Below are 19,634 nucleotides of genomic sequence, written 5' to 3'. Positions count from 1 at the left end.
TCGCGCATCTTGAAACACTCAAAGTTTAAAGATACTAAGGAAATAAAAAGCGACCCTCACTTCCTGTTTAAATTTTTACGCGGAATTGCATTGTATCTGCATCAAAATCGATAGTGTTATTTGGGAAAATATTTTTGAAAACCCCTTGTTCTGCTAGTTCGGTAGGACTACCATAATCAAAGGAGTCTTTCTGCAGTACGATCATTTTATCAACTAAATTAAGTGCTATCCCTATTTCATGAGTAGAAAAGATGATAGTTTTTTCAGCTTCTTTAGTAAGTTTCTTCAGTAATTTAAGGACATATGCTCTATGGTATAAATCGAGATGCGAGGTGGGCTCATCCAGAATAATGATGGGCGTATCTTGTGCTAAAGCTCGGGCAATTAGAACCCGTTGTAATTCTCCATCGCTCAATTCAAAACATTTTTTATGTTGTAGTGCTGCCGTTTCGGTGACGGACATGGCCTTATTTACAGCTACCTTATCAGTTTGAGATAAGATACCTAACCAGTTGGTGTAGGGTTGTCTTCCTAGTGCAATGAGTTCGTAAGCCGTTACATTAGTTGATGCTGGAGCCTCTGTGAGGACTGCACTTATTTGTGATGCCAAGGATAGAGAATCAAGGGTGCTCATTTCTACTTCAGAAATTTTAATACTTCCAGAAATAGGCTTTTGCATTCCAGTTAGGGTACGAATCAGGGTAGATTTTCCTATTCCGTTTGGGCCAACAAGGGCAATGAGTTCTCCCTTATTTGCACTAAAACTAATATTTTCTGCAATGGTGGTGATCTTCTTTTTTGAAGCGTAGCCAATGGCCAAATTACGAACGTTGATGCGAGTATGTATTATTTCCGAAGCCATTAGAAAAGGAGTTTTTGTTTTCTTACTAATAACCATATTACCACGGGAGCGCCTACCATAGAGGTTATTGCGTTAATGGGTAATGTGTATTCGCTAAAGGGTAGTTGCGCAATTGTATCGCAAATGAGCAATAATAAAGCCCCCATTAATGTAACGGCTGGGATGAGCACGAGATGGTTAGAGGTCTTAATAATCTGACGTGTAAGGTGCGGGACAGCGAGACCTACAAAAGCAATCGGGCCGGCAAACGCAGTAATGCTTCCAGCAAGAATACTCGTTGCTAAAATAATAAAAAGTGTCTGCCTTTTTATATGGAGTCCCATAGACTTGGCGTAATTCTCTCCCAATAATAAGGCGTTCAGAGATTTCGAACTTGCCAATGCAATGACTAATCCTACTACAAAACATGTAATAAGAATTGCAATTCCTGTCCAAGATTGGTTTCCTAAACTTCCAAATGACCAGAAAATATATTGTTGTAATTGTTCTGCACTACTGAAATAAGATAACACACCAACGACCGCAGCCGTTATGCTGCCAAACATTAATCCGATAATCAGAATGGCCATCGTGTCTTTCACCTTTATAGTTACTGCAAGAACGGCGAGTAATACGATAAAACTACCCAGAGCCGCTGCAATCACAAGACTCCAACTGTTACCAAGCAACATCCCGAATACACCACCAAAGGCGCCTGCTCCAAGAATTAAGAGTGCAACACCAAGACTCGCTCCGCTACTCAGGCCGAGTACAAAAGGCCCTGCGAGCGGGTTTCTAAAAACTGTTTGCATTAATAGTCCAGATATTGCAAGACCACCACCAGCTGCGATAGCCGTAATTGCCTTCGGAATTCTATAATCAAAGAGGATGTAATTCCAAGATGTTTTTTCTGTGGATCCCGTGAAGAGTCCTTCTATAACTTCGGAAATAGGAATGTGAACAGAACCTAAACTTACGTTGATAAAAAAGGCCACAATGGTCAGCAGCGCCAAAACAAATAAGGGTTTTTTATATGAAAGTTGATGTTGGGTCATTAGAGCTTGCTAAAGAAAAAGAGTTCGTGTTCTGGTAATAAATCAGGATGTAGAATTTTGATAATGTCTTTTAATACGATGTCTGGTCTGTTAGGTGCCAATTCATAATAAAGCACGCCTCCTGTAGCGCCTTTTGTGTTCGTAAAACTATAAATCTCGTCTCTTTTAAAAGCGTCAAATTGGGTGTAGACACTATGCCGTTCTGCCAGCTGTTCGCTACTTGTAAAGTGTCCAGGGCCAATCCAGATTTGAGCAGTTTCTCCTTTTTCTAAAACAGATTCTAGATTAAGCGCTATGCTTCCCGTTCCTTGCGAGTCTGCCCAAAGATAGGCGCCATTCGCATCTGCAATAAGCTGGGCTGCCCAGCTATTGCCTTGTGGCATATACCAAACGTCTTTATACATGGCTCCACTAAGTACAGTGGGTTTTGTGGTCGCAGATTGCGCCATTTTTTGAGCGGATACATAATTATTTTCTATGGCAGAAAAGATGCTATCTGCTTCTTTTTCTTTTCCGTAGAGCGCCCCAAAAAACTTAATCCATTCTGCCTTTCCTAGCGGGTGTGTTTCTGTCCAGTCTGCATTGTATAAAACGGGGATACCAGTCTTTTCGATGGTCGTAAAAGTTGGATTATTACCATCTATGCCATAACCAATTACAGCTTCTGGATTAAGCTCAATAAGTACTTCTGTATTGATAGATTCATTTTTGCCAAGTTCTTTTATTTTTCCTTCAGAAATAAGCTGTCTTGTTTTTTCTGAAGAGATATAATCAAGACTCGGAAACCCGACAATTGTCTCTTCTATTCCTAGCATTTCTAATGACGGAATGTGTGTGGTAGAGGTAACAACAGCGCGTTCAAGTGGTACTTTTACAACGGCGTCAAACTGTCCTTTTAAGCTTTTTACAGAGGCAGCATCCTTTACCAAGGCATAGGTGAATGTTTTGTCTGCTTCTGGCCATGGGTTTGTGATAGTGATCAAGGTGAGCTTTGTTGTAGCTTCTATTTGAAAACTTTTTGCATACCTGATCGTTGTAGGTTTTTCAGTCTCAAATTTCAGCCTAGGAGCCTCGTTTTTACAAGCCGCTATAGAAAGGGTCAACAACAGTACGAGGGGTAATCTCGATAAAATTTTGGTGCAAAACATATAAATAGCTATCATTAAGCCGCAAAGGTAATCGTTCTATTGTTTACAATAAAAGTGTGATGAGCATATATGAATATGTTGTACTTTTGTAACAGACTTTAGGTGAACTTAATTGTTCTTAAAAGGGAATCGGGTTTAAAACCCGTGCTGTACCCGCAACTGTATGTCGGTTTACGTAGTGTAAACCAGTGATTATTTATACCACTGTGCGCCTTGGCGCACGGGAAGGTGTCACGAGACGAGCCAGGAGACCTGCCAGAGATCTATATTGTTCAACTTTCGGGATAAAAGTTTGAGGAATTTCTAGCGCATGTTGCGCTGTCTCTCCTTGTTTTTCCGTTTTATTTATTTAAAAATGAAAAAAGTAATTTGCGCTATCGCTTTGATAGCAACTGCTGGTATGACAGCACAACAGTTCTCTAAAACACAAGCACTTGATTCTGTGTATTTAGATACTAAAATTTTAAAACCTCGTGATCAAAGTGGTAAAATAGTTACCCTAATTACCGCTACAGAGTTAGCATCACAACAAGGGGATAACTTAGCAACCATTATAAACGCAGTTTCGGGAATTGAATTAAATGGAAGCCGCAGTAACGACGGCCAGAACCTTGGCTATTTTGTAAGAGGAGGTCGCAATCGCCAAGTAGTAATTCTTATTGATGGCGTGCAAGTAAATGATCCTTCGAGTATTGCAAATGATTTTGATTTACGTCTTGTTTCTGTTTCTTCTGTGGAGCAGATAGAGATAATCAAAGGAGCAGCAAGTGTATTGTATGGCACAGGTGCTGGTGCGGGAGTCATAAATATCACGACGAAGAAAGAAGCAGCAAATAGAATTTCTGGAAGCTTTATGACGACGGTTGGAACCAATAATGCTGCGGATAAGAAAGATGATAAATTTGCAGCAAATGAGTTTACAAATGCAGCAAAAGTGAGCGGAACACTTAATTGGTTTACCTACGATGTTGATTTTAATCATCGCTATGTAGACGGCCTATCTGCTATTGCTGCGCCAGAAGGTGAAGAAGCTTTTGATAGTGATGCCTATGAACGTTATAATGCAAAGCTGCGTCTAGGAGCAAAAATTAATAAAGACATTAGATTTAGTCAGTTTTTTAGTATCGACGAGTTTGATGCTGCTTTTGACGACTTCAGTTATACAGATGCCCCTTTTCTTTCTGAAACGCGCCAGCTTCGTACCGGAGGTAATTTTGTTTGGAAATATGCAAAGGGCGAGTACGTTTTTAATGATAGTTTCAGTTGGATTAAGAGAGATACGGAAAGTAGCTATCCTAGTAAATTTGATTCAAAATTATATAGTTTAGACAATTATCTGACCTATCATTTTACAGATAATGTGACCGCGTTAATAGGTCTTAACTACAACAGCAGTAGTTTTAATTCTTACAGCATTCCTTTTGGAGAAACTGTTTTTACTCAAAACGTTAGCGACGAGACCGCTACTTTTGATATCATTGATCCTTATGTGAATGCTACCATAAATAAAGGTGATTTTACGGCTAGTGCAGGAGCAAGACTTAATATTCATAGTGATTATGGATCACATATTGTATATAATATAAATCCATCATATCTTTTTACAATAGGTGAGAGTAAGCTTAAAGCATTGGCTTCTTTTAGCACAGCTTATATTACACCTTCGTTGTTTCAGTTACACGACCCTTTGTATGGCAATCTAGAATTGATGCCAGAAGAGAATACTACCTTAGAAGGAGGAATTGAGTTTACAGGGAAGAATAGCCTAAGAGTGAGTGCACTTTATTTTAACCGAAATGAGAAGAATTTTGTCGACTTCGTTACGGTTGATGCAGAGAACTATATTTTTCAATACCAGAATATTTCCGAAGAATTTACAGCGAGTGGTGTAGAAGTAGAGCTAGGGTATCAAGCTACTAAGGCTTTGTCATTGACTGCAAACTATACCAATACACAGGTGGAAGAGCGTTTTGCGCTTCGTATTCCTGAGCATAAAGTAAATGCAAGTGCAAGGTATGCGTTGACAGATGCAACTTCATTTGGTTTAAATTTTCAGATGACAGGAGAGCGCACAGATTCATTTTTTAATCCAGACACTTTTGAGAGCGAAACGGTAATCTTAGATTCTTTCAGTGTGATTGATTTTAATGTTAGCACACAAGTTTTAAAAGAACTCCGTCTTTTCGCTGCTGTTAATAATGTATTGGATACGGCTTATGAAGAACTTTTTAGATATCAAACTAGAGGTAGAAATATAAGGGTAGGTCTTGCTTTAGATTTCTAGATTGCACTATTGGATAAATTATATTGTGCATTTGAAAACTTGTTTAAAACTCTATTTCTTTTTCATTTGGAGGTTTTGTTTTTGTAAAATACTACCTATCTTTGTAAAAACTTAATACTACACGCAATGTTTGATTTTGACCAATATCTAGGATTTTTAGCTTTCTTAACGATACTTACCATAGGATTTTGGCTAATGATATTTCTAGTGTCTATTATTCCTTACTGGATAGGTGGACAGTTGTTAGAGAATTTTAAATTAAAGCGTGAAGAAAAGAAAAGAGAACAGGAGTAAGCTCCTATTTAAAATATTTAAAACCCGTCTAATTTTTAATTAGACGGGTTTTTTGGGTTTTAGTACTTAAGGACTTTTTTGTTAATATTGCGAACTTTTACTCCCCACGTTGCAAAGACAAAATCTGAAAGTTGACAAAAAACATCGTTAAAAAAATAACATTAGGAAGATGTATCTACCTAATTATGAAGAAAACAGATGGATAAATAATGAGGTCATACCAAAATCACCAAGATTGGTAGATTTTTTGGCGCCCATAGAATTTTTCTTTTGTTCAATCGTGATATTGATGTCAATTTTAGATTACTGTTTGTTTGGCAGGGTTATAAATAAAATATTAGAAAAATAATGACTTATTTAAACAGCTCGTACTGCCCTTTAAGTTTGATAGTAATGACAATCGCTTTCTTCGTTTCATTCCTAAAATACCAACCGTGTTTCCCTTCAAAAGGAGCTGTAAATGTTCCCGCCATATTATTAGAATAGGCAAGTGTATAGCTCTCATAAAATATATTCTGTGGCGGATTCTCTTGTTTTACCTCTCCGTGAAAATCTATGTACACAATGCCAGAATCAGTAGTCCACTCGTATTTGGTGCTCCCATATTTAAGACTTTTAAATTTGTATTCAATCCCTTTTTCTGCTGGTACAACCACAGAAATGGTGTCTTCTCTCACTAGATATTGTAGTGCGGGAGGTGAATTATCGGCTTCACTAGGTTTAGCCACACTAGAAGGAGAGCCTAGTTTTTCCATTTTCAGTTGCTTAAAATTTAAATTTGATTCGGCTTTAACTACTTCGGAAATATTCTTGTCTTGATATAACTTAGAAAAACCAAATAATTCCCCCGTCCCAATAGGATCTATACCATATTCTGCAGGTAAAATAGCTGTAATCAATACAAGAGCGCCAATAAGTAGGGCAATGAGGAGTGATTTTGATAATTGGCCTTTGCTTAATTTAGGTTGATTATTTGTAGTCATAAGAGTTTAAATTAAGAAATAAAATATCCTGTTAATTGATATCCAAATAACAAGAATCCAGCTGCCATTAAAACGATGTTCGTGATTTGCGAAAACTTGAAATAACTAGGGTACTGTCGCCAAAACGTGAGAATTAAAAGTACCAATCCCAGGGCTAAAAATTGACCAATTTCCACACCCAAGTTAAAACCTAATAGATTTGTGAATAGCCCTTCTTTGTCAAATTTAAAATCTTGTAGTTTCGTGGCAAGTCCGAAGCCATGAAATAATCCAAAAACAAGCACGGCTGCTTTGGTATTGGGTTGTGTCCCAAATACTTTCTTGAATCCTCCCATGTTATCAAACCCTTTATAGACGATAGATAAACCAATGATGGCATCAATCATATAGGTATTTACATTAATGTCTGCCATCACACCTAACAATAACGTAGCACTGTGCCCAATCGTAAAAAAAGTAACATAAGTGATAATTTCTTTCGTTCTGAATAAGAAAAAAATAACGCCTACTAAAAAAAGTAAATGGTCGTAGCCCGTAATCATATGTTTAGCACCTATATAGAGAAAAGGCCCAAAAGCAACTCCTTTGTTTGACGTTAAAAATGACTGTGTCTCTTCATCCACACCGTGTGCGAATGCCGAAACAGAAATAAGACAGCAGAGTATGAGAATAATGGACTTTGTTATTTTCGCTAATTTCATACTTCAATTAGTGTGCGTGCCCGTGTTCTTTAACTTGTTGAATACTATCAAGTCTTCTTTTTTCATCTTGCTCCATAGTTTCATCTACATAGGTGCTATTTTCTTCTGAAATGACTTCAATTTCAAGGTTCTCTTCCGTTTTCTTCTTGTCAGTGCAGGCAGTAAATACAGCTAGTGACATTATTAAAGCAATGCTGATTGTGATCGTTTTCATGTGAAAAAATTTAAATATTAATTATACTTGTTCATTCTGCAGATCTCAAAAGACTAATCATCAGTCAATCTATCCTTCACGTATTCAATTTCTGTTTTCCCGTGTGCATATGGTTTTCCATTTTCTCCAAGACTTACCATAATGATGGAGTCTATCGTAATAATAACTTCTCTGGTCATTTTATTACGCACTTCGCAGGCTAAAGTTAAAGAGCTGCTCCCGTATTTTAATGGTTTCAATCCTATTTCAATAATATCTCCTTTCTTTGCAGAACTTCTAAAATTGATCTCACTCATATACTTAGTAACCGTACGCGGATTTTCCAATTGAATAATAGCATACAAAGCAGCTTCCTCATCAATCCATTCTAACAACCGCCCTCCAAATAAGGTTTCGTTTGGGTTTAAATCTTCTGGCTTTATCCATTTACGTGTGTGAAAATTCATTGAGGTTTTTTTTTTGATTATTTAGAAATGCTATTGGATAAGTTCATTAAAAGTACAATAATTTTATCCTCAGCGATTTTTGAACTGAACAGGATAGAGCTGCTAACTTAAGTTAAATAATACTATTGCATTTACTTACGTGTCTGTAAGACTGTTTCTAATTGTATATAAAGGTCAACTTAACCCTATTACTTCTTCTTCTACTAATTCTATAATAGTACATTAATGTAATAAGTAATTCAAGTAACAATAAAAAAGCGTCTTGCTCCCCAAAAGTTAATCGTAATAAATATCACAACTCATCATCCGCTTTCCCGTGCTGCCCCATCATCATTAAATAGGCTTTTAAAAACTCATCAATATAGCCATCAAGTATCGCGTCTGGATTGGTGCTTTCGTGACCGTTACGCACATCTTTTACTAGTTTGTAGGGTTGGAGAACGTAGTTGCGTATTTGAGACCCCCATTCTATCGCCATTTTACTACCTTCTATTTCGGCACGCTGGGCTTGTTGTTTGCGGAGTTCTATTTCGTAGAGTTGCGACTTTAGCATTTGCATCGCTTTCTGGCGGTTTTCTAATTGGGAGCGCGTCTCAGAATTATGAATCACAATCCCTGAAGGCTTGTGAGTTAGGATCGCTTTGGTTTCTACCTTGTTTACATTTTGTCCACCCGCACCACCACTTCGTGCAAAATCCCAGCCTATATCTGCAGGATTGATCTCAATCTCAATCGTATCATCTGCAAGCGGATAGACATACACACTTGCAAAACTAGTATGCCTTTTATTATTACTGTCAAAAGGGGAGATGCGTACCAGACGGTGTACACCGTTTTCACCTTTAAGCCAGCCAAAACCAAACTCACCATCAATCTCTAGTGTCACAGTTTTGATTCCCGTCACATCACCAGCTTGAAAATTGAGTTCTTTTACTTTATAACCATTACGCTCTGCCCACATCAAGTACATACGCATCAGCATATTTGCCCAATCACAACTTTCTGTACCACCGGCACCAGCTGTAATCTGCAGCACGGCGCTCATCGCATCGCCTTCTTCGCTTAGCATATTTCTAAACTCAAGAGCCTCGATTGCTTCGGAAGCTTTGTTAAAGCGGTCTTCTACATTTTCTGCAGGCGCTTCTCCTTCTTTAAAGAACTCATAAATAACTTCGGTATCTTCATAAAGAGTAGTGGCCTCTTCATAATCTGTCACCCATTTTTTCTTGCTTCGTAAAACTTTCATAAAAGCCTCGGCTTCCTGCGAGTTGTTCCAAAAATTAGGATCAAAGGTTTTCTCTTCGTCGTTTTGTATCTCGATTTCTTTGTGTGCTATGTCAAAGATATTGCCTTAACGCGTCCAGGCGGGAGCGAAGGTCTTGGAGTTGGTCGTTTGTAATCATGCTTGTGCCCGCGCAGGCGGGTATCTGTTAAATGTGATGTTCAATTATGAAATGTAAAAATAACGCATTGATCACGCAAGCACAATTGTTCCACAAACTAATTTGTTAATATGAACTTGAACTTGAAAAAGAAGATGGAGATGACGTAGAAGTTGAATCCTGTGTTTCTCACTTGGAAAGTGCAGCGGAATCAATTTCAATCCGGGCCATCAGCAGATTCGCAACGCAGCGCAATTAATCAACAATAAAGCTTGTCATTCCCACTTATCGCAGCATTGTATTCCCTTGCGTTTTTGTTATTAAACCACACCATAGCCCAATTATAATAAACCTTTTATTTTCTGTAATTTTATAACATTCAAATAAATAACCAATCAATGACGAAACATATACTGCTCATTGCCCTCTTTATCGCCTTTGGAAACACCACAATCATCGCACAAGAGGCCACCACAAAACCACGCCTACAATCCTTTACGGGCTTCTTTGATTTTAAGTACGATGACGCAAAAGGTGAACTCTATCTAGAAGTGCCCAAAACGAAACTAGCGGAACAATTTCTATATGTGCATTCCCTGCGTACCGGATTAGGAAGCAATGACATAGGACTAGACAGAGGGCAACTAGGCGATCAAGCCGTCGTAACGTTTATCAAAAGCGGAAACAAGTTATTGTTACTACAGCCCAATCTCAAGTTTAGAGCAGAAACTGAAAACGCCCAAGAACGAAAGTCTATTTCTGAAGCTTTTGCACGCTCTGTTCTTTTTGGCTTTGAGATAAAAGACACCCAAGGCGATTCTTATATTATAGATTTCACCCCCTTTTTAATGGAAGATGCCCACGGAATCGCACAATCTTTAAAACGCCAAAAAGAGGGAACGTATAAATATGATAAAACAAGAAGCGCCCTCTGGATGGGGCGCACTAAATCTTTCCCACAGAATACTGAGTTTGAATCACTGCTTACTTTTAAAGGAGAACCTGCAGGCATAAACATACGAAGTGTAGCACCAGATGCCTCGAGTATTTCGGTAATCCAACATATAAGTTTTGTGCAATTGCCAGATGACAAGTATGAACCAAGAGCCTTTGATCCGCGTTGCGGAAGTTATAGTATGGATTACTTAGACTATAGCACCCCCATCTGGGAACCTATTAAAAAACGTTTTGTCACTAGGCATCGATTGGAGAAGATAGATGCAGCTGCTGCTATTTCCAAAGCGAAAGACCCTATAATTTATTACCTTGACTCAGGAACTCCAGAACCGGTGCGCTCAGCATTATTGGAAGGTGCACGGTGGTGGAATCAAGCATATGAGGCGATAGGCTACAAAAACGCTTTTCAAGTAAAGATGCTCCCTGAAGACGCAGATCCAATGGATGTGCGTTACAACGTGATCCAATGGGTACACCGAAGCACGCGCGGTTGGAGTTATGGCGGCAGCGTCATTGACCCTCGCACCGGTGAGATTATTAAGGGACATGTGAGTCTCGGGAGTTTGAGAATTCGTCAAGATTTTATGATCGCGCAGGCAATGTTAGACAAGCCTTTTGAATCGAGCGATGACAATTACCAGCCGATGCTCGAAATGGCTTTGGCGCGCATTAGGCAATTAGCGGCGCACGAAGTTGGACATACTATTGGTTTTGCCCACAACTTTGCCGCCAGTGCAAACGGCGATGCCAGTGTGATGGATTATCCGCATCCGCAGTTGCAGGAGGGCAATGGTGTGATAGATGTATCTCAAGCATATGACACGGGAATAGGGGAATGGGATAAAGTAACGGTGGCGTATTCCTACGGAAATGTGCCAGCAACAACTACTGAGAAAGCCTATTTAAATACCATCTTACAAGAAGCACAGGCAAAAGGACTACGCTATATGTCAGATCCAGATGCGCGCCCAGAAGGTGGTGCTCACGCCACGGCACATTTATGGGATACAGGTAAAAATGCAGCCACACGATTAGGGATGGCTTTAGAAATGCGACGCATCGCGATGCGTAACTTTTCTGCAGATAATATACGAACAGGAGAGCCTTATTCTACGCTTGAAGATGTGTTTGTTCCACTGTATTTCTTTCATCGTTTTCAAACGGAAGCTGCTGTAAAAATGATAGGAGGGATGGATTATAATTATGCGGTAAAGGGAGATGAGCAACTCATTACTAGAAATCTAAATAAGGAAGAGCAAGTGCAAGCGCTTGACGTGGTTTTACAAACTCTAGATCCAGATAACTTGGCGATACCAGAAGATAAATTGTCTTTATTCCCACCACGAGCTTATGGCTATTATCGAAGTAGAGAATCTTTTAAAAGTAATATGGGTGTCGCTTTTGACGCTATAGGTGCTGCTGCCACAGCCGGCGAAATGACTTTAAGTTTACTTTTTAATCCGCAACGTGCCAACCGTCTGGTGCAGCAAAAAGCACGAGATATAAATGCATTGAGTCTCGAGGATGTGATGAATCGTTTACAGGATAATAGCTTTAAAAATAGGACCGGTTCGGAGTATGAGAAAGAGATTATTCGGTCAGTGCAGTTTTTATACCTTCAACAACTGATGAATCTTTCGGTGAGTGATCAAAGTATTCCGCAGACTAAGGCAATTGCTATGGAGGGGATTGCAAATATTTCGGCAAAATTAAGGAAGGGAAGTGGCGCTTTTGAAGTATTTTTACTTTCAGAAATAGATCGTTTTAATCGTGCACCAGAAAATTTTAAACAACTAGCGGTTCCTAAAATTCCGGATGGAAGTCCCATAGGTTCTTATCAATGTGACTTTTAAAAGCTGCGATTGAATTTTTAATATTTCCGGAGAAAAAGATATGAATTGCTTTTGCGTAATAGCGAGGGCAATTTTGGTTTTGACATACTATTTAACAGATACCCGCCTGCGCGGGCATTACTATGAAAATAATAGACCTAAGAAGCGACACAGTAACAAAACCTACTCCCGGTATGATGCAAGCCATCATCCATGCAGAGGTGGGAGATGATGTTTATAAAGAAGATCCCTCAGTGAATGCGCTAGAAAAGTATGTGGCAGATTTGTTTGGGATGGAAGATGCTTTGTTTTTTCCTACAGGAAGTATGGCCAATCAAGCGGCTATAAAGCTGCACACGCAACCCGGAGAACAGTTGATCTGTGATAAATGGGCACATGTGTATAACTATGAAGGAGGAGGTGCTTCTTTTAATAGTGGTGTTTCTTGTAAGCTCATAGACGGGCATCGCGGGATGATTACGGCAAAACAAGTAGTAGACAATATAAATCCGCCAGATTTTTACCACAGTCCTTTAACCTCTTTAGTCTGTCTTGAAAATACGACTAATAAAGGAGGGGGTGCCTGTTATGATTTTGCTGAAATTTTAAAGATAAGAGCCGTGTGCGATACACATAAGCTAGGCTTGCATCTTGACGGTGCCCGATTGATGAACGCGATTGTGGCTAAGAACGAAGATCCAAAGAACTACGGGAAGGTGTTTGATACTATTTCTATTTGCCTAAGCAAAGGACTCGGCACTCCTTTAGGAACCGTGCTGGTTGGTAAAAGTTCTATAATGAAAAACGCAATTCGCATTAGGAAAGTGCTAGGAGGTGGGATGCGGCAAGTTGGTTTTATGGCAGCAGCTGGTTTATATGCATTGCAAAACCAACTAGAACGTCTGGCTGAAGATCACGATCAAGCAAAAGACTTGGCCCAAACATTGGAAGAGGCGGTTTATGTTAGGCTTGTAGAGCCTACGGAAACAAATATTGTCATCTTCTATCTTGTTGATGGTATTTCAGAAGAAAAATTTATGGCAGATCTGGAAGAAAAAGGGGTGAGAATAAGCAATATGGGACACGGTAAGTTGAGAATAGTGACGCATCAAGATTATACAAGTGAGATGCACGATAAATTTGTGACCATTATTAGGTCATATTCTAGCTGATTTGTTTTTAGATTTCAATAACTTTACCTAATTTCTTTATTTAAACATGTCCATTCCAGGGATGTTTGGCATTCCATCTTTTGCAACAGCTGCTAGTTCTGCATCGTTCACATCAGAGGCTTTTTTAATCGCTTTATTAAGCGTGAGAATCAAATAATCTTCTAGTTGTTCTTTGTCTTCAAGAAGCGCGTCATCAATCTTAATTTCTTTTAATTCGCGGTTGGCTGTCAATGTAATTTTTAACAAGCTATCATTACTCTGTTCGTCTATTAGCACAGTGTTTAATCGCTGCTTTGTAGCTTCTACTTTTTCTTGGGTTTCTTTAAGTTTTCCCATCATTCCCATAAGGTCTCCTAACATGATATTTTGCTTTATTATTCTCTGCAAATTTAGTACTTTGCAGCTCGAAACTTAAACTTCTTTAAATGAAAAATCTAGCACTTTTATTACTTATCGTGGCAGGATTTCTTTCGTGTGATAAAAGGCAATCCTCAAAAAATACTATGAATACAAAGGCTCCTACCGCAGATAAAATTGCCAAGACAATGGAAATTCACGGCGACGTGAGAGTAGATAACTATTACTGGTTAAATGATAAAGAAAATCCAGAGGTTATTGATTATCTAGAACGCGAGAATGACTATTACAACAAAATGACCGCTCATACAGATGCACTTAAAGAAGATTTGTTTCAGGAAATAAAAGGAAGAATAAAAGAAGACGATGCTTCTGTACCTTATTTATACAACGGCTATTATTACATCTCACGTTTTGAGAAAGGAAAAGATTATCCCATACATACGCGAAGAAAGGGAAGTATGGATGCTGATGAGGAAATTATGTTTGATGTAAATGAAATGGCTAAGGATCACGCGTATTATGCCTTAGGTGGGATAAATGTGAGTCCTGATAATAAATTGGTGGCTTTTGGTGTAGACACAATAAGTCGTCGTAAGTACACTATTTACATTAAGAACTTGGAATCTGGAGAGATTCTAAAAGAACATATACCTGTAACAACAGGTGGATCTACTTGGGCAAATGACAACAAGACAATGTTCTATACGAAAAAAGATGAACAGACGCTGCGGTCAAATCAGATTTTAAAACACACCTTGGGTACAGATATTGAAAACGATGAGGTGATTTTTACCGAAGAAGATGAAACCTTCAATACGTATATCTACAAAACAAAATCTAATAAATATATTGTGATAGGGAGTAATAGCACGCTTACTTCAGAATATCAAATTTTAAATGCGGATACGCCTGATGCAGAATTTACCATGTTTCAATCTCGCACCAGAGGCTTAGAATATAGTTTTTCACATTTTAATGATCACTTTTACGTAGTGACAAATAAAGACCTTGCGATAAATTTTAAATTAATGAAAACACCTGAAGGTGAAACTGGGCTGGAAAACTGGACAGAAGTAATACCGCATCGTGAAGATGTATTAATTGAAGATGTAGATATTTTTAAAGAGTATTTGGTGGTGAGTGAACGCAAGAATGGTCTTAACGAGTTGCGTATCATTAATTGGACAGATAGGAGTGAGTATTATTTGCCTTTTGATAATGAAACGTACACGGCATACACAACTACAAATCTTGACTTTGACACGAAGGTACTGCGATATGGGTATAATTCATTGACAACACCAGCTTCAGTAATGGAGTTTAATATGGAAACTAAAGACAAGACGGTCATCAAGGAGACCGAAGTTTTAGGTGGTAAGTTTGATAAGAATAATTACGAGTCAAAACGTATTTGGGCAACAGCCGAGGATGGTACAAGAATTCCAATTTCAATCGTATATAAAAAGGGAATCAAGCTTGATGGCACAAATCCGTTTTTAATGTATGCCTACGGTTCCTATGGTTCTACTATTGATCCTTATTTTTCTTATGCGAGACTTTCATTAATGGATAGAGGTTTTATTTTTGGTATTGCACATGTAAGAGGAGGAGAATATTTAGGGCGGAAATGGTATGATGATGGTAAATTACTCAAGAAGAAGAATACGTTTACAGATTTTATAGACGCGTCAAAATATGTTATCGAACAGAAATATACGTCTGCTAGTCATTTATATGCTTCTGGAGGTTCTGCAGGAGGATTGTTAATGGGTGCTATTGTAAATATGTCACCTGAATCTTATAACGGAATTATTGCTTCTGTACCCTTTGTTGATGTAATGACGACGATGCTAGACGACACGATCCCTTTAACGACGGGAGAATATGATGAATGGGGGAATCCTAATGAAAAAGAATCATATGACTATATGTTATCTTACTCGCCTTATGATAATGTAAAGAAAGCAACGTACCCTAATATGCTAGTAACAACAGGATTGCACGATTCTCAAGTACAGTATTTTGAGCCTGCAAAATGGGTTGCAAAACTACGTGAATATAAAACTGATGATAATTTGCTCTTATTCCAGACCAATATGGATGCGGGGCATGGAGGTGCTTCAGGTCGATTTGAGGCGTTAAGGGAAGTAGCGATGGATTACGCCTTCTTACTTGACTTAGAGGGGATTAAGCAATAGTCAATCTTTTTTTGTAATTTTGCCCCATATTTCAACGACTTAAATTTTCAGAAGAAATATAAATCATCCTGAATGAAAGAAACTAAAAAGGTTTACAAAAACGTTCTTGAATTAATAGGCAATACGCCCTTGATAGAACTTCATAAAATAACGAAGGGAATGAAAGGTTCTTACTTAGCAAAAGTAGAAGCTTTTAACCCGGGACACTCATCAAAAGATAGGATTGCGCTTCATATATTAGAAAACGCCGAGGCAAAGGGTATCCTTAAGCCTGGCGATACGATTGTTGAGACAACTTCTGGTAATACTGGATTTAGTATCGCAATGGTGAGTGCTCTTAAAGGCTACAAATGTATTCTAGCGGTGAGTTCTAAATCTTCTAAAGATAAGATAGATATGTTACGAACAATGGGTGCAGAAGTGCACGTTTGTCCTGCTCATGTAGCGGCAGATGACCCTCGTTCTTATTACGAAGTAGCAAAACGAATCCATCTAGAAACTCCTGGATCTGTTTATATCAATCAGTATTTTAATTCGCTTAACATAGATGCACATTATGCATCAACTGGGCCAGAAATCTGGGAGCAGACCAATGGCGAGATTACACATCTTGTTGCGTGTAGCGGTACTGGAGGTACGATCTCTGGAACAGCACGTTTCTTAAAAGAGAAAAACCCTAACATACAGGTTTTAGGAATTGATGCGTACGGTTCTGTACTTCAGAAATTTCATGAAACTGGAGAACTGGATAAAAATGAGATATACCCATATCGTATAGAAGGACTTGGTAAAAACTTGATTCCTTCGGCGACAGATTTTAGTCAGATAGATTCATTTACCAAAGTGACTGATGGAGATAGTGCTCTAACAGCAAGAGAGCTTGCTAAAACGGAAGGACTGTTCTTAGGATACACAAGTGGTGCAGCAATGCAAGGTGTAAAACAATTGAACGATGAAGGCATTTTTGACGAGCATAGTAAAGTAGTCATCATCTTTCCAGATCACGGTTCTCGTTATATGAGTAAGATTTATGATGATGAGTGGATGAAACTGAACGGTTTTCTTGACGAATCTGTAGAACAAACTAAAGCAGTACAGTATATAAAATAAAACTTGATTACCTAAAAACAAAAAAGCCCAATTCATAGAGTCGGGCTTTTTTGTTTTTAAGTTGATTTAGATAATTAAAGCAGCTACAATTGGTTTGCAAAACCTTAACATCTCCTTGATAATTGTGTACTCAATTTATATGGTATTGATGATTAAATTAATTAATTTTGTTCACCTATAGAAAAATTTATTTGATGAGAGATTTATTTGATAAGATTTATAAAGACAAAGGGCCTTTAGGTAAATGGGCAGAGCATGCAGAAGGATATTTTGTATTTCCGAAGTTAGAGGGACCCATTAGCAATAGAATGGGCTTTAAAGGCAAAGAAGTAATAACCTGGAGTGTCAATGACTACTTAGGTCTTGCGAACCATCCAGAAGTGCGTAAAGTAGATGCAGAAGCAGGAGCAGAGTATGGATCGGCATATCCAATGGGAGCTCGTATGATGAGTGGTCACACAGATTTGCATGAGCAGTTACAAACCGAACTAGCAGAATTTGTAAGTAAAGAGTCAGCTTATTTATTAAACTTTGGATATCAAGGGATGGTTTCTACCATCGATGCTTTAGTATCTAAAGATGATGTAATTGTGTATGATGTAGATGCACATGCGTGTATTATAGATGGTGTTCGTTTACATATGGGACAGCGCTTTACGTATAAGCACAATGACATGGAGAGTATCGAGAAGAATCTTGATCGTGCTACCAAAATGGCAAATAAAACAGGCGGCGGTATTCTTTTAATCTCTGAAGGTGTCTTCGGAATGAGAGGAGAGCAAGGAAGGCTAAAAGAAATTGTAGCGCTTAAGAAAAAATATAACTTTAGACTATTTGTAGATGACGCACACGGTTTTGGTACCCTTGGTAAAACAGGTGCCGGAGCAGGTGAAGAGCAAGGAATACAAGATGATATAGATGTATATTTTGCAACTTTTGCAAAGTCAATGGCTTCTACAGGAGCTTTTATTGCAGCAGATGATGAAATTATACAATATTTAAAATACAACTTACGTTCGCAGATGTTTGCGAAGTCTTTACAAATGCAACTTGTAAAAGGTGCATTAAAGCGTTTAGATATGTTACGTACAATGCCAGAGCTTAGAACAAAGCTTTGGGAGAATGTAAAAGCTTTGCAAGGAGGTTTACGAGACCGTGGTTTTGATATAGGTACTACACAAAGTTGTGTGACACCAGTCTATCTTAAAGGGAGTATTCCAGAAGCAATGGCACTGGTAAAAGATTTGAGAGAAAACCACTGTGTGTTCTGCTCTATCGTAGTATACCCAGTGATTCCAAAAGGATTAATCTTACTTAGATTAATCCCTACAACGTCTCATACGATGACAGATATAGATGAAACACTTGAGGCATTCTCATCCATACGTGAGCGTTTAGAAAACGGAACGTATAAAAGATTGTCTGCTGCTGTTGCGGCTTCAATGGGAGAATAATTCAATTTGACAGATATTTAAAAAGCCAGCTATATAGCTGGCTTTTTTTAGTTTTAGTATGACACAAGTCGTTGCGCTATAAATACTTTTTAAAAGTACTACGCTCCTTATGTTGTACAGGCTTATAGTCTTTCCAGAGCAGTTGCACTGCGGTGTTCTCTATAAGTTCTGGATTGGTCTCTACAGTATCGATTCCTTTAGAATTGAAAAGATTTTGCATCTCTTCAAAAATAATAGCCGTCACTCCTTTTCCTTGATATTCAGGATCAATACCTATAAGGTAAAATGCAGCCTTATCATTCTTGCGTTGTGCTTGCCATAAATGGTACCAACCAAACGGAAATAAACTTCCGTTGGCTTTTTTTAAGGCCTTACTAAAAGAAGGCATCACGATAGAAAAAGCAACCAACTCATCATTTTTATCCTTGATACAAGTAATGTAGTCTGGTTGTATAAAGCTAAAGTACTTTTCTTTATAATAGTCTATTTGGTATTGTTGAATAGGAACAAACGTCTGTAATGAGTTATACGTTTTATTCAAGAGTTCAAACATCTTATCGACATAAGGTAAGATTTCTTTCTTATTCTTAAATTCAATTACAGAAAGAGAATAGCGCTGTTTAACGATGCCCGAAAATTTGGCCACCTTTTCTTTTATAGATGGAGGGATACTCAGGCTAAACTCTATCCAAGTCGCTTGTTTTTCAAAGCCTAATTTTTCAAAGTGCTGCGCGTAGTAAGGATGATGATACCAAGTTATCATTGTATTCATCTTATCAAACCCATCTGTCAATACTCCGGCTTTTTCCATATTACCAAAGCCTACAGGGCCTTCTATATATTCAAGACCAAGTTCTGCTCCTTTCTCGTATGCCTTTGCCAGTAATGCCTGTGTGACGTCTAGATCATCAATCATATCTAACCAACCAAAACGAACTTTCTTCTTGCCCGTCTCATTGATTTCTACGTGATTTATTATGATTGCAATACGCCCCACAGCTTTACCATCGCGGTACGCGAGGTAATAATCTGCATCTGCATTTTTAAAAACTGGATTTTTCTCACTGTCAAGGGTTTCTATCTCATCGTTGATAAGAGGGGGAACCCAAAAAGGAGATTTTTTGTAAAGACTGAAAGGGAACTTTACAAACTTTTTAATATCCTGTTGGCTGGTAATTTTTTTAACTTCAATCATACTTCATT

General features: G+C 38.3%; 17 protein-coding genes and 1 riboswitch. Of the genes, 7 read left to right on the top strand and 10 right to left on the bottom strand.

All coding sequences use genetic code 11. From position 1 onward, the window contains the following. Positions 1-67 precede the first annotated feature (67 nt). The 3 genes from ABXT71_RS12010 to ABXT71_RS12000 are packed head-to-tail and all read right to left on the bottom strand — an operon-like array spanning position 68 to position 3,044. Positions 68-862 carry an ABC transporter ATP-binding protein gene (locus tag ABXT71_RS12010; protein ID WP_415371601.1) on the bottom strand — a complete coding sequence of 265 codons (795 nt, stop codon included), beginning with the start codon at positions 860-862 and terminating at the stop codon, positions 68-70. Beyond that, positions 862-1,896 (bottom strand): FecCD family ABC transporter permease, encoded by a 1,035-nt coding sequence (locus tag ABXT71_RS12005; protein WP_415371600.1) that lies wholly within the window; start codon positions 1,894-1,896, stop codon positions 862-864. Before ABXT71_RS12005 ends, ABXT71_RS12010 begins: the two co-directional genes overlap by 1 nt. Next, a complete protein-coding gene (locus ABXT71_RS12000; RefSeq protein ID WP_415371599.1) occupies positions 1,896-3,044 on the bottom strand; it encodes an ABC transporter substrate-binding protein in 1,149 nt (382 codons plus the stop codon). The genes ABXT71_RS12005 and ABXT71_RS12000 overlap by 1 nt, the downstream gene beginning before the upstream one ends. Before the next feature lie 83 nt (positions 3,045-3,127). Beyond that, positions 3,128-3,319, top strand: a riboswitch (cobalamin riboswitch). An 80-nt stretch (positions 3,320-3,399) separates the two neighbouring features. Here ABXT71_RS12000 and ABXT71_RS11995 point away from each other — a divergent pair. Both ABXT71_RS11995 and ABXT71_RS11990 read left to right on the top strand, forming a co-directional pair. Further along, complete coding sequence (locus tag ABXT71_RS11995) at positions 3,400-5,328, top strand: TonB-dependent receptor plug domain-containing protein (protein WP_415371598.1); 1,929 nt, start codon at positions 3,400-3,402, stop codon at positions 5,326-5,328. A gap of 126 nt (positions 5,329-5,454) precedes the next feature. After that, positions 5,455-5,622, top strand: coding sequence for a hypothetical protein (locus ABXT71_RS11990; RefSeq protein WP_415371597.1), 168 nt, complete (start codon positions 5,455-5,457; stop codon positions 5,620-5,622). Positions 5,623-5,975: 353 nt separating this feature from the next. Here ABXT71_RS11990 and ABXT71_RS11985 read toward each other — a convergent pair whose 3' ends face one another. The 5 genes from ABXT71_RS11985 to prfB form a co-directional block, all read right to left on the bottom strand. Then, positions 5,976-6,605 (bottom strand): hypothetical protein, encoded by a 630-nt coding sequence (locus tag ABXT71_RS11985; RefSeq protein ID WP_415371596.1) that lies wholly within the window; start codon positions 6,603-6,605, stop codon positions 5,976-5,978. 11 nt (positions 6,606-6,616) lie between these two features. Further along, positions 6,617-7,306, bottom strand: a complete 690-nt coding sequence (locus ABXT71_RS11980) for a HupE/UreJ family protein (RefSeq protein WP_415371595.1) — start codon at positions 7,304-7,306, stop codon at positions 6,617-6,619. A gap of 7 nt (positions 7,307-7,313) precedes the next feature. Continuing rightward, positions 7,314-7,520: a hypothetical protein gene (locus ABXT71_RS11975; RefSeq protein ID WP_415371594.1), complete on the bottom strand. Its 207-nt coding sequence runs from the start codon at positions 7,518-7,520 to the stop codon at positions 7,314-7,316. A gap of 53 nt (positions 7,521-7,573) precedes the next feature. Continuing rightward, positions 7,574-7,966, bottom strand: a complete 393-nt coding sequence (locus tag ABXT71_RS11970) for an acyl-CoA thioesterase (protein WP_415371593.1) — start codon at positions 7,964-7,966, stop codon at positions 7,574-7,576. Positions 7,967-8,258: 292 nt separating this feature from the next. After that, positions 8,259-9,369, bottom strand: a protein-coding gene (prfB, locus tag ABXT71_RS11965) for a peptide chain release factor 2 (RefSeq protein WP_415371592.1) whose coding sequence is annotated in 2 segments (ribosomal slippage) — positions 8,259-9,305 and positions 9,307-9,369 — 1,110 coding nt in all. Because the reading frame shifts where the segments join, the coding sequence is not laid out codon by codon here. 377 nt (positions 9,370-9,746) lie between these two features. Between prfB and ABXT71_RS11960 the strand changes: the two genes are divergently transcribed. Beyond that, positions 9,747-12,158, top strand: a complete 2,412-nt coding sequence (locus ABXT71_RS11960) for a zinc-dependent metalloprotease (RefSeq protein ID WP_415371591.1) — start codon at positions 9,747-9,749, stop codon at positions 12,156-12,158. A gap of 122 nt (positions 12,159-12,280) precedes the next feature. Beyond that, positions 12,281-13,309 carry a threonine aldolase family protein gene (locus tag ABXT71_RS11955; protein WP_415371590.1) on the top strand — a complete coding sequence of 343 codons (1,029 nt, stop codon included), beginning with the start codon at positions 12,281-12,283 and terminating at the stop codon, positions 13,307-13,309. A gap of 36 nt (positions 13,310-13,345) precedes the next feature. Here the strand turns inward: ABXT71_RS11955 and ABXT71_RS11950 are convergent, their stop codons facing one another. After that, entirely contained in the window at positions 13,346-13,669 is a 324-nt protein-coding gene (locus ABXT71_RS11950; protein WP_415371589.1) for a YbaB/EbfC family nucleoid-associated protein, read from the bottom strand. 65 nt (positions 13,670-13,734) lie between these two features. Here ABXT71_RS11950 and ABXT71_RS11945 point away from each other — a divergent pair, with 65 nt between their 5' ends. From ABXT71_RS11945 to ABXT71_RS11935, 3 genes are all read left to right on the top strand, one after another. Then, positions 13,735-15,867, top strand: a complete 2,133-nt coding sequence (locus ABXT71_RS11945; protein ID WP_415371588.1) for a S9 family peptidase — start codon at positions 13,735-13,737, stop codon at positions 15,865-15,867. A 72-nt stretch (positions 15,868-15,939) separates the two neighbouring features. Next, on the top strand, positions 15,940-16,977 hold the full coding sequence (locus ABXT71_RS11940; protein ID WP_415371587.1) for a PLP-dependent cysteine synthase family protein: 1,038 nt from the start codon (positions 15,940-15,942) through the stop codon (positions 16,975-16,977). A gap of 194 nt (positions 16,978-17,171) precedes the next feature. Then, on the top strand, positions 17,172-18,431 hold the full coding sequence (locus tag ABXT71_RS11935) for an aminotransferase class I/II-fold pyridoxal phosphate-dependent enzyme (protein WP_415371586.1): 1,260 nt from the start codon (positions 17,172-17,174) through the stop codon (positions 18,429-18,431). A gap of 76 nt (positions 18,432-18,507) precedes the next feature. Here the strand turns inward: ABXT71_RS11935 and ABXT71_RS11930 are convergent, their stop codons facing one another. Next, positions 18,508-19,626 carry a GTP cyclohydrolase gene (locus ABXT71_RS11930; protein WP_415371585.1) on the bottom strand — a complete coding sequence of 373 codons (1,119 nt, stop codon included), beginning with the start codon at positions 19,624-19,626 and terminating at the stop codon, positions 18,508-18,510. Positions 19,627-19,634 lie beyond the last annotated feature (8 nt).

Source organism: Patiriisocius sp. Uisw_047 (assembly GCF_047730165.1).
Lineage (GTDB): Bacteria > Bacteroidota > Bacteroidia > Flavobacteriales > Flavobacteriaceae > Patiriisocius.
The sequence above is the reverse complement of the archived record's forward strand: the minus strand, read 5'-3'. Positions and strand labels throughout refer to the sequence as shown.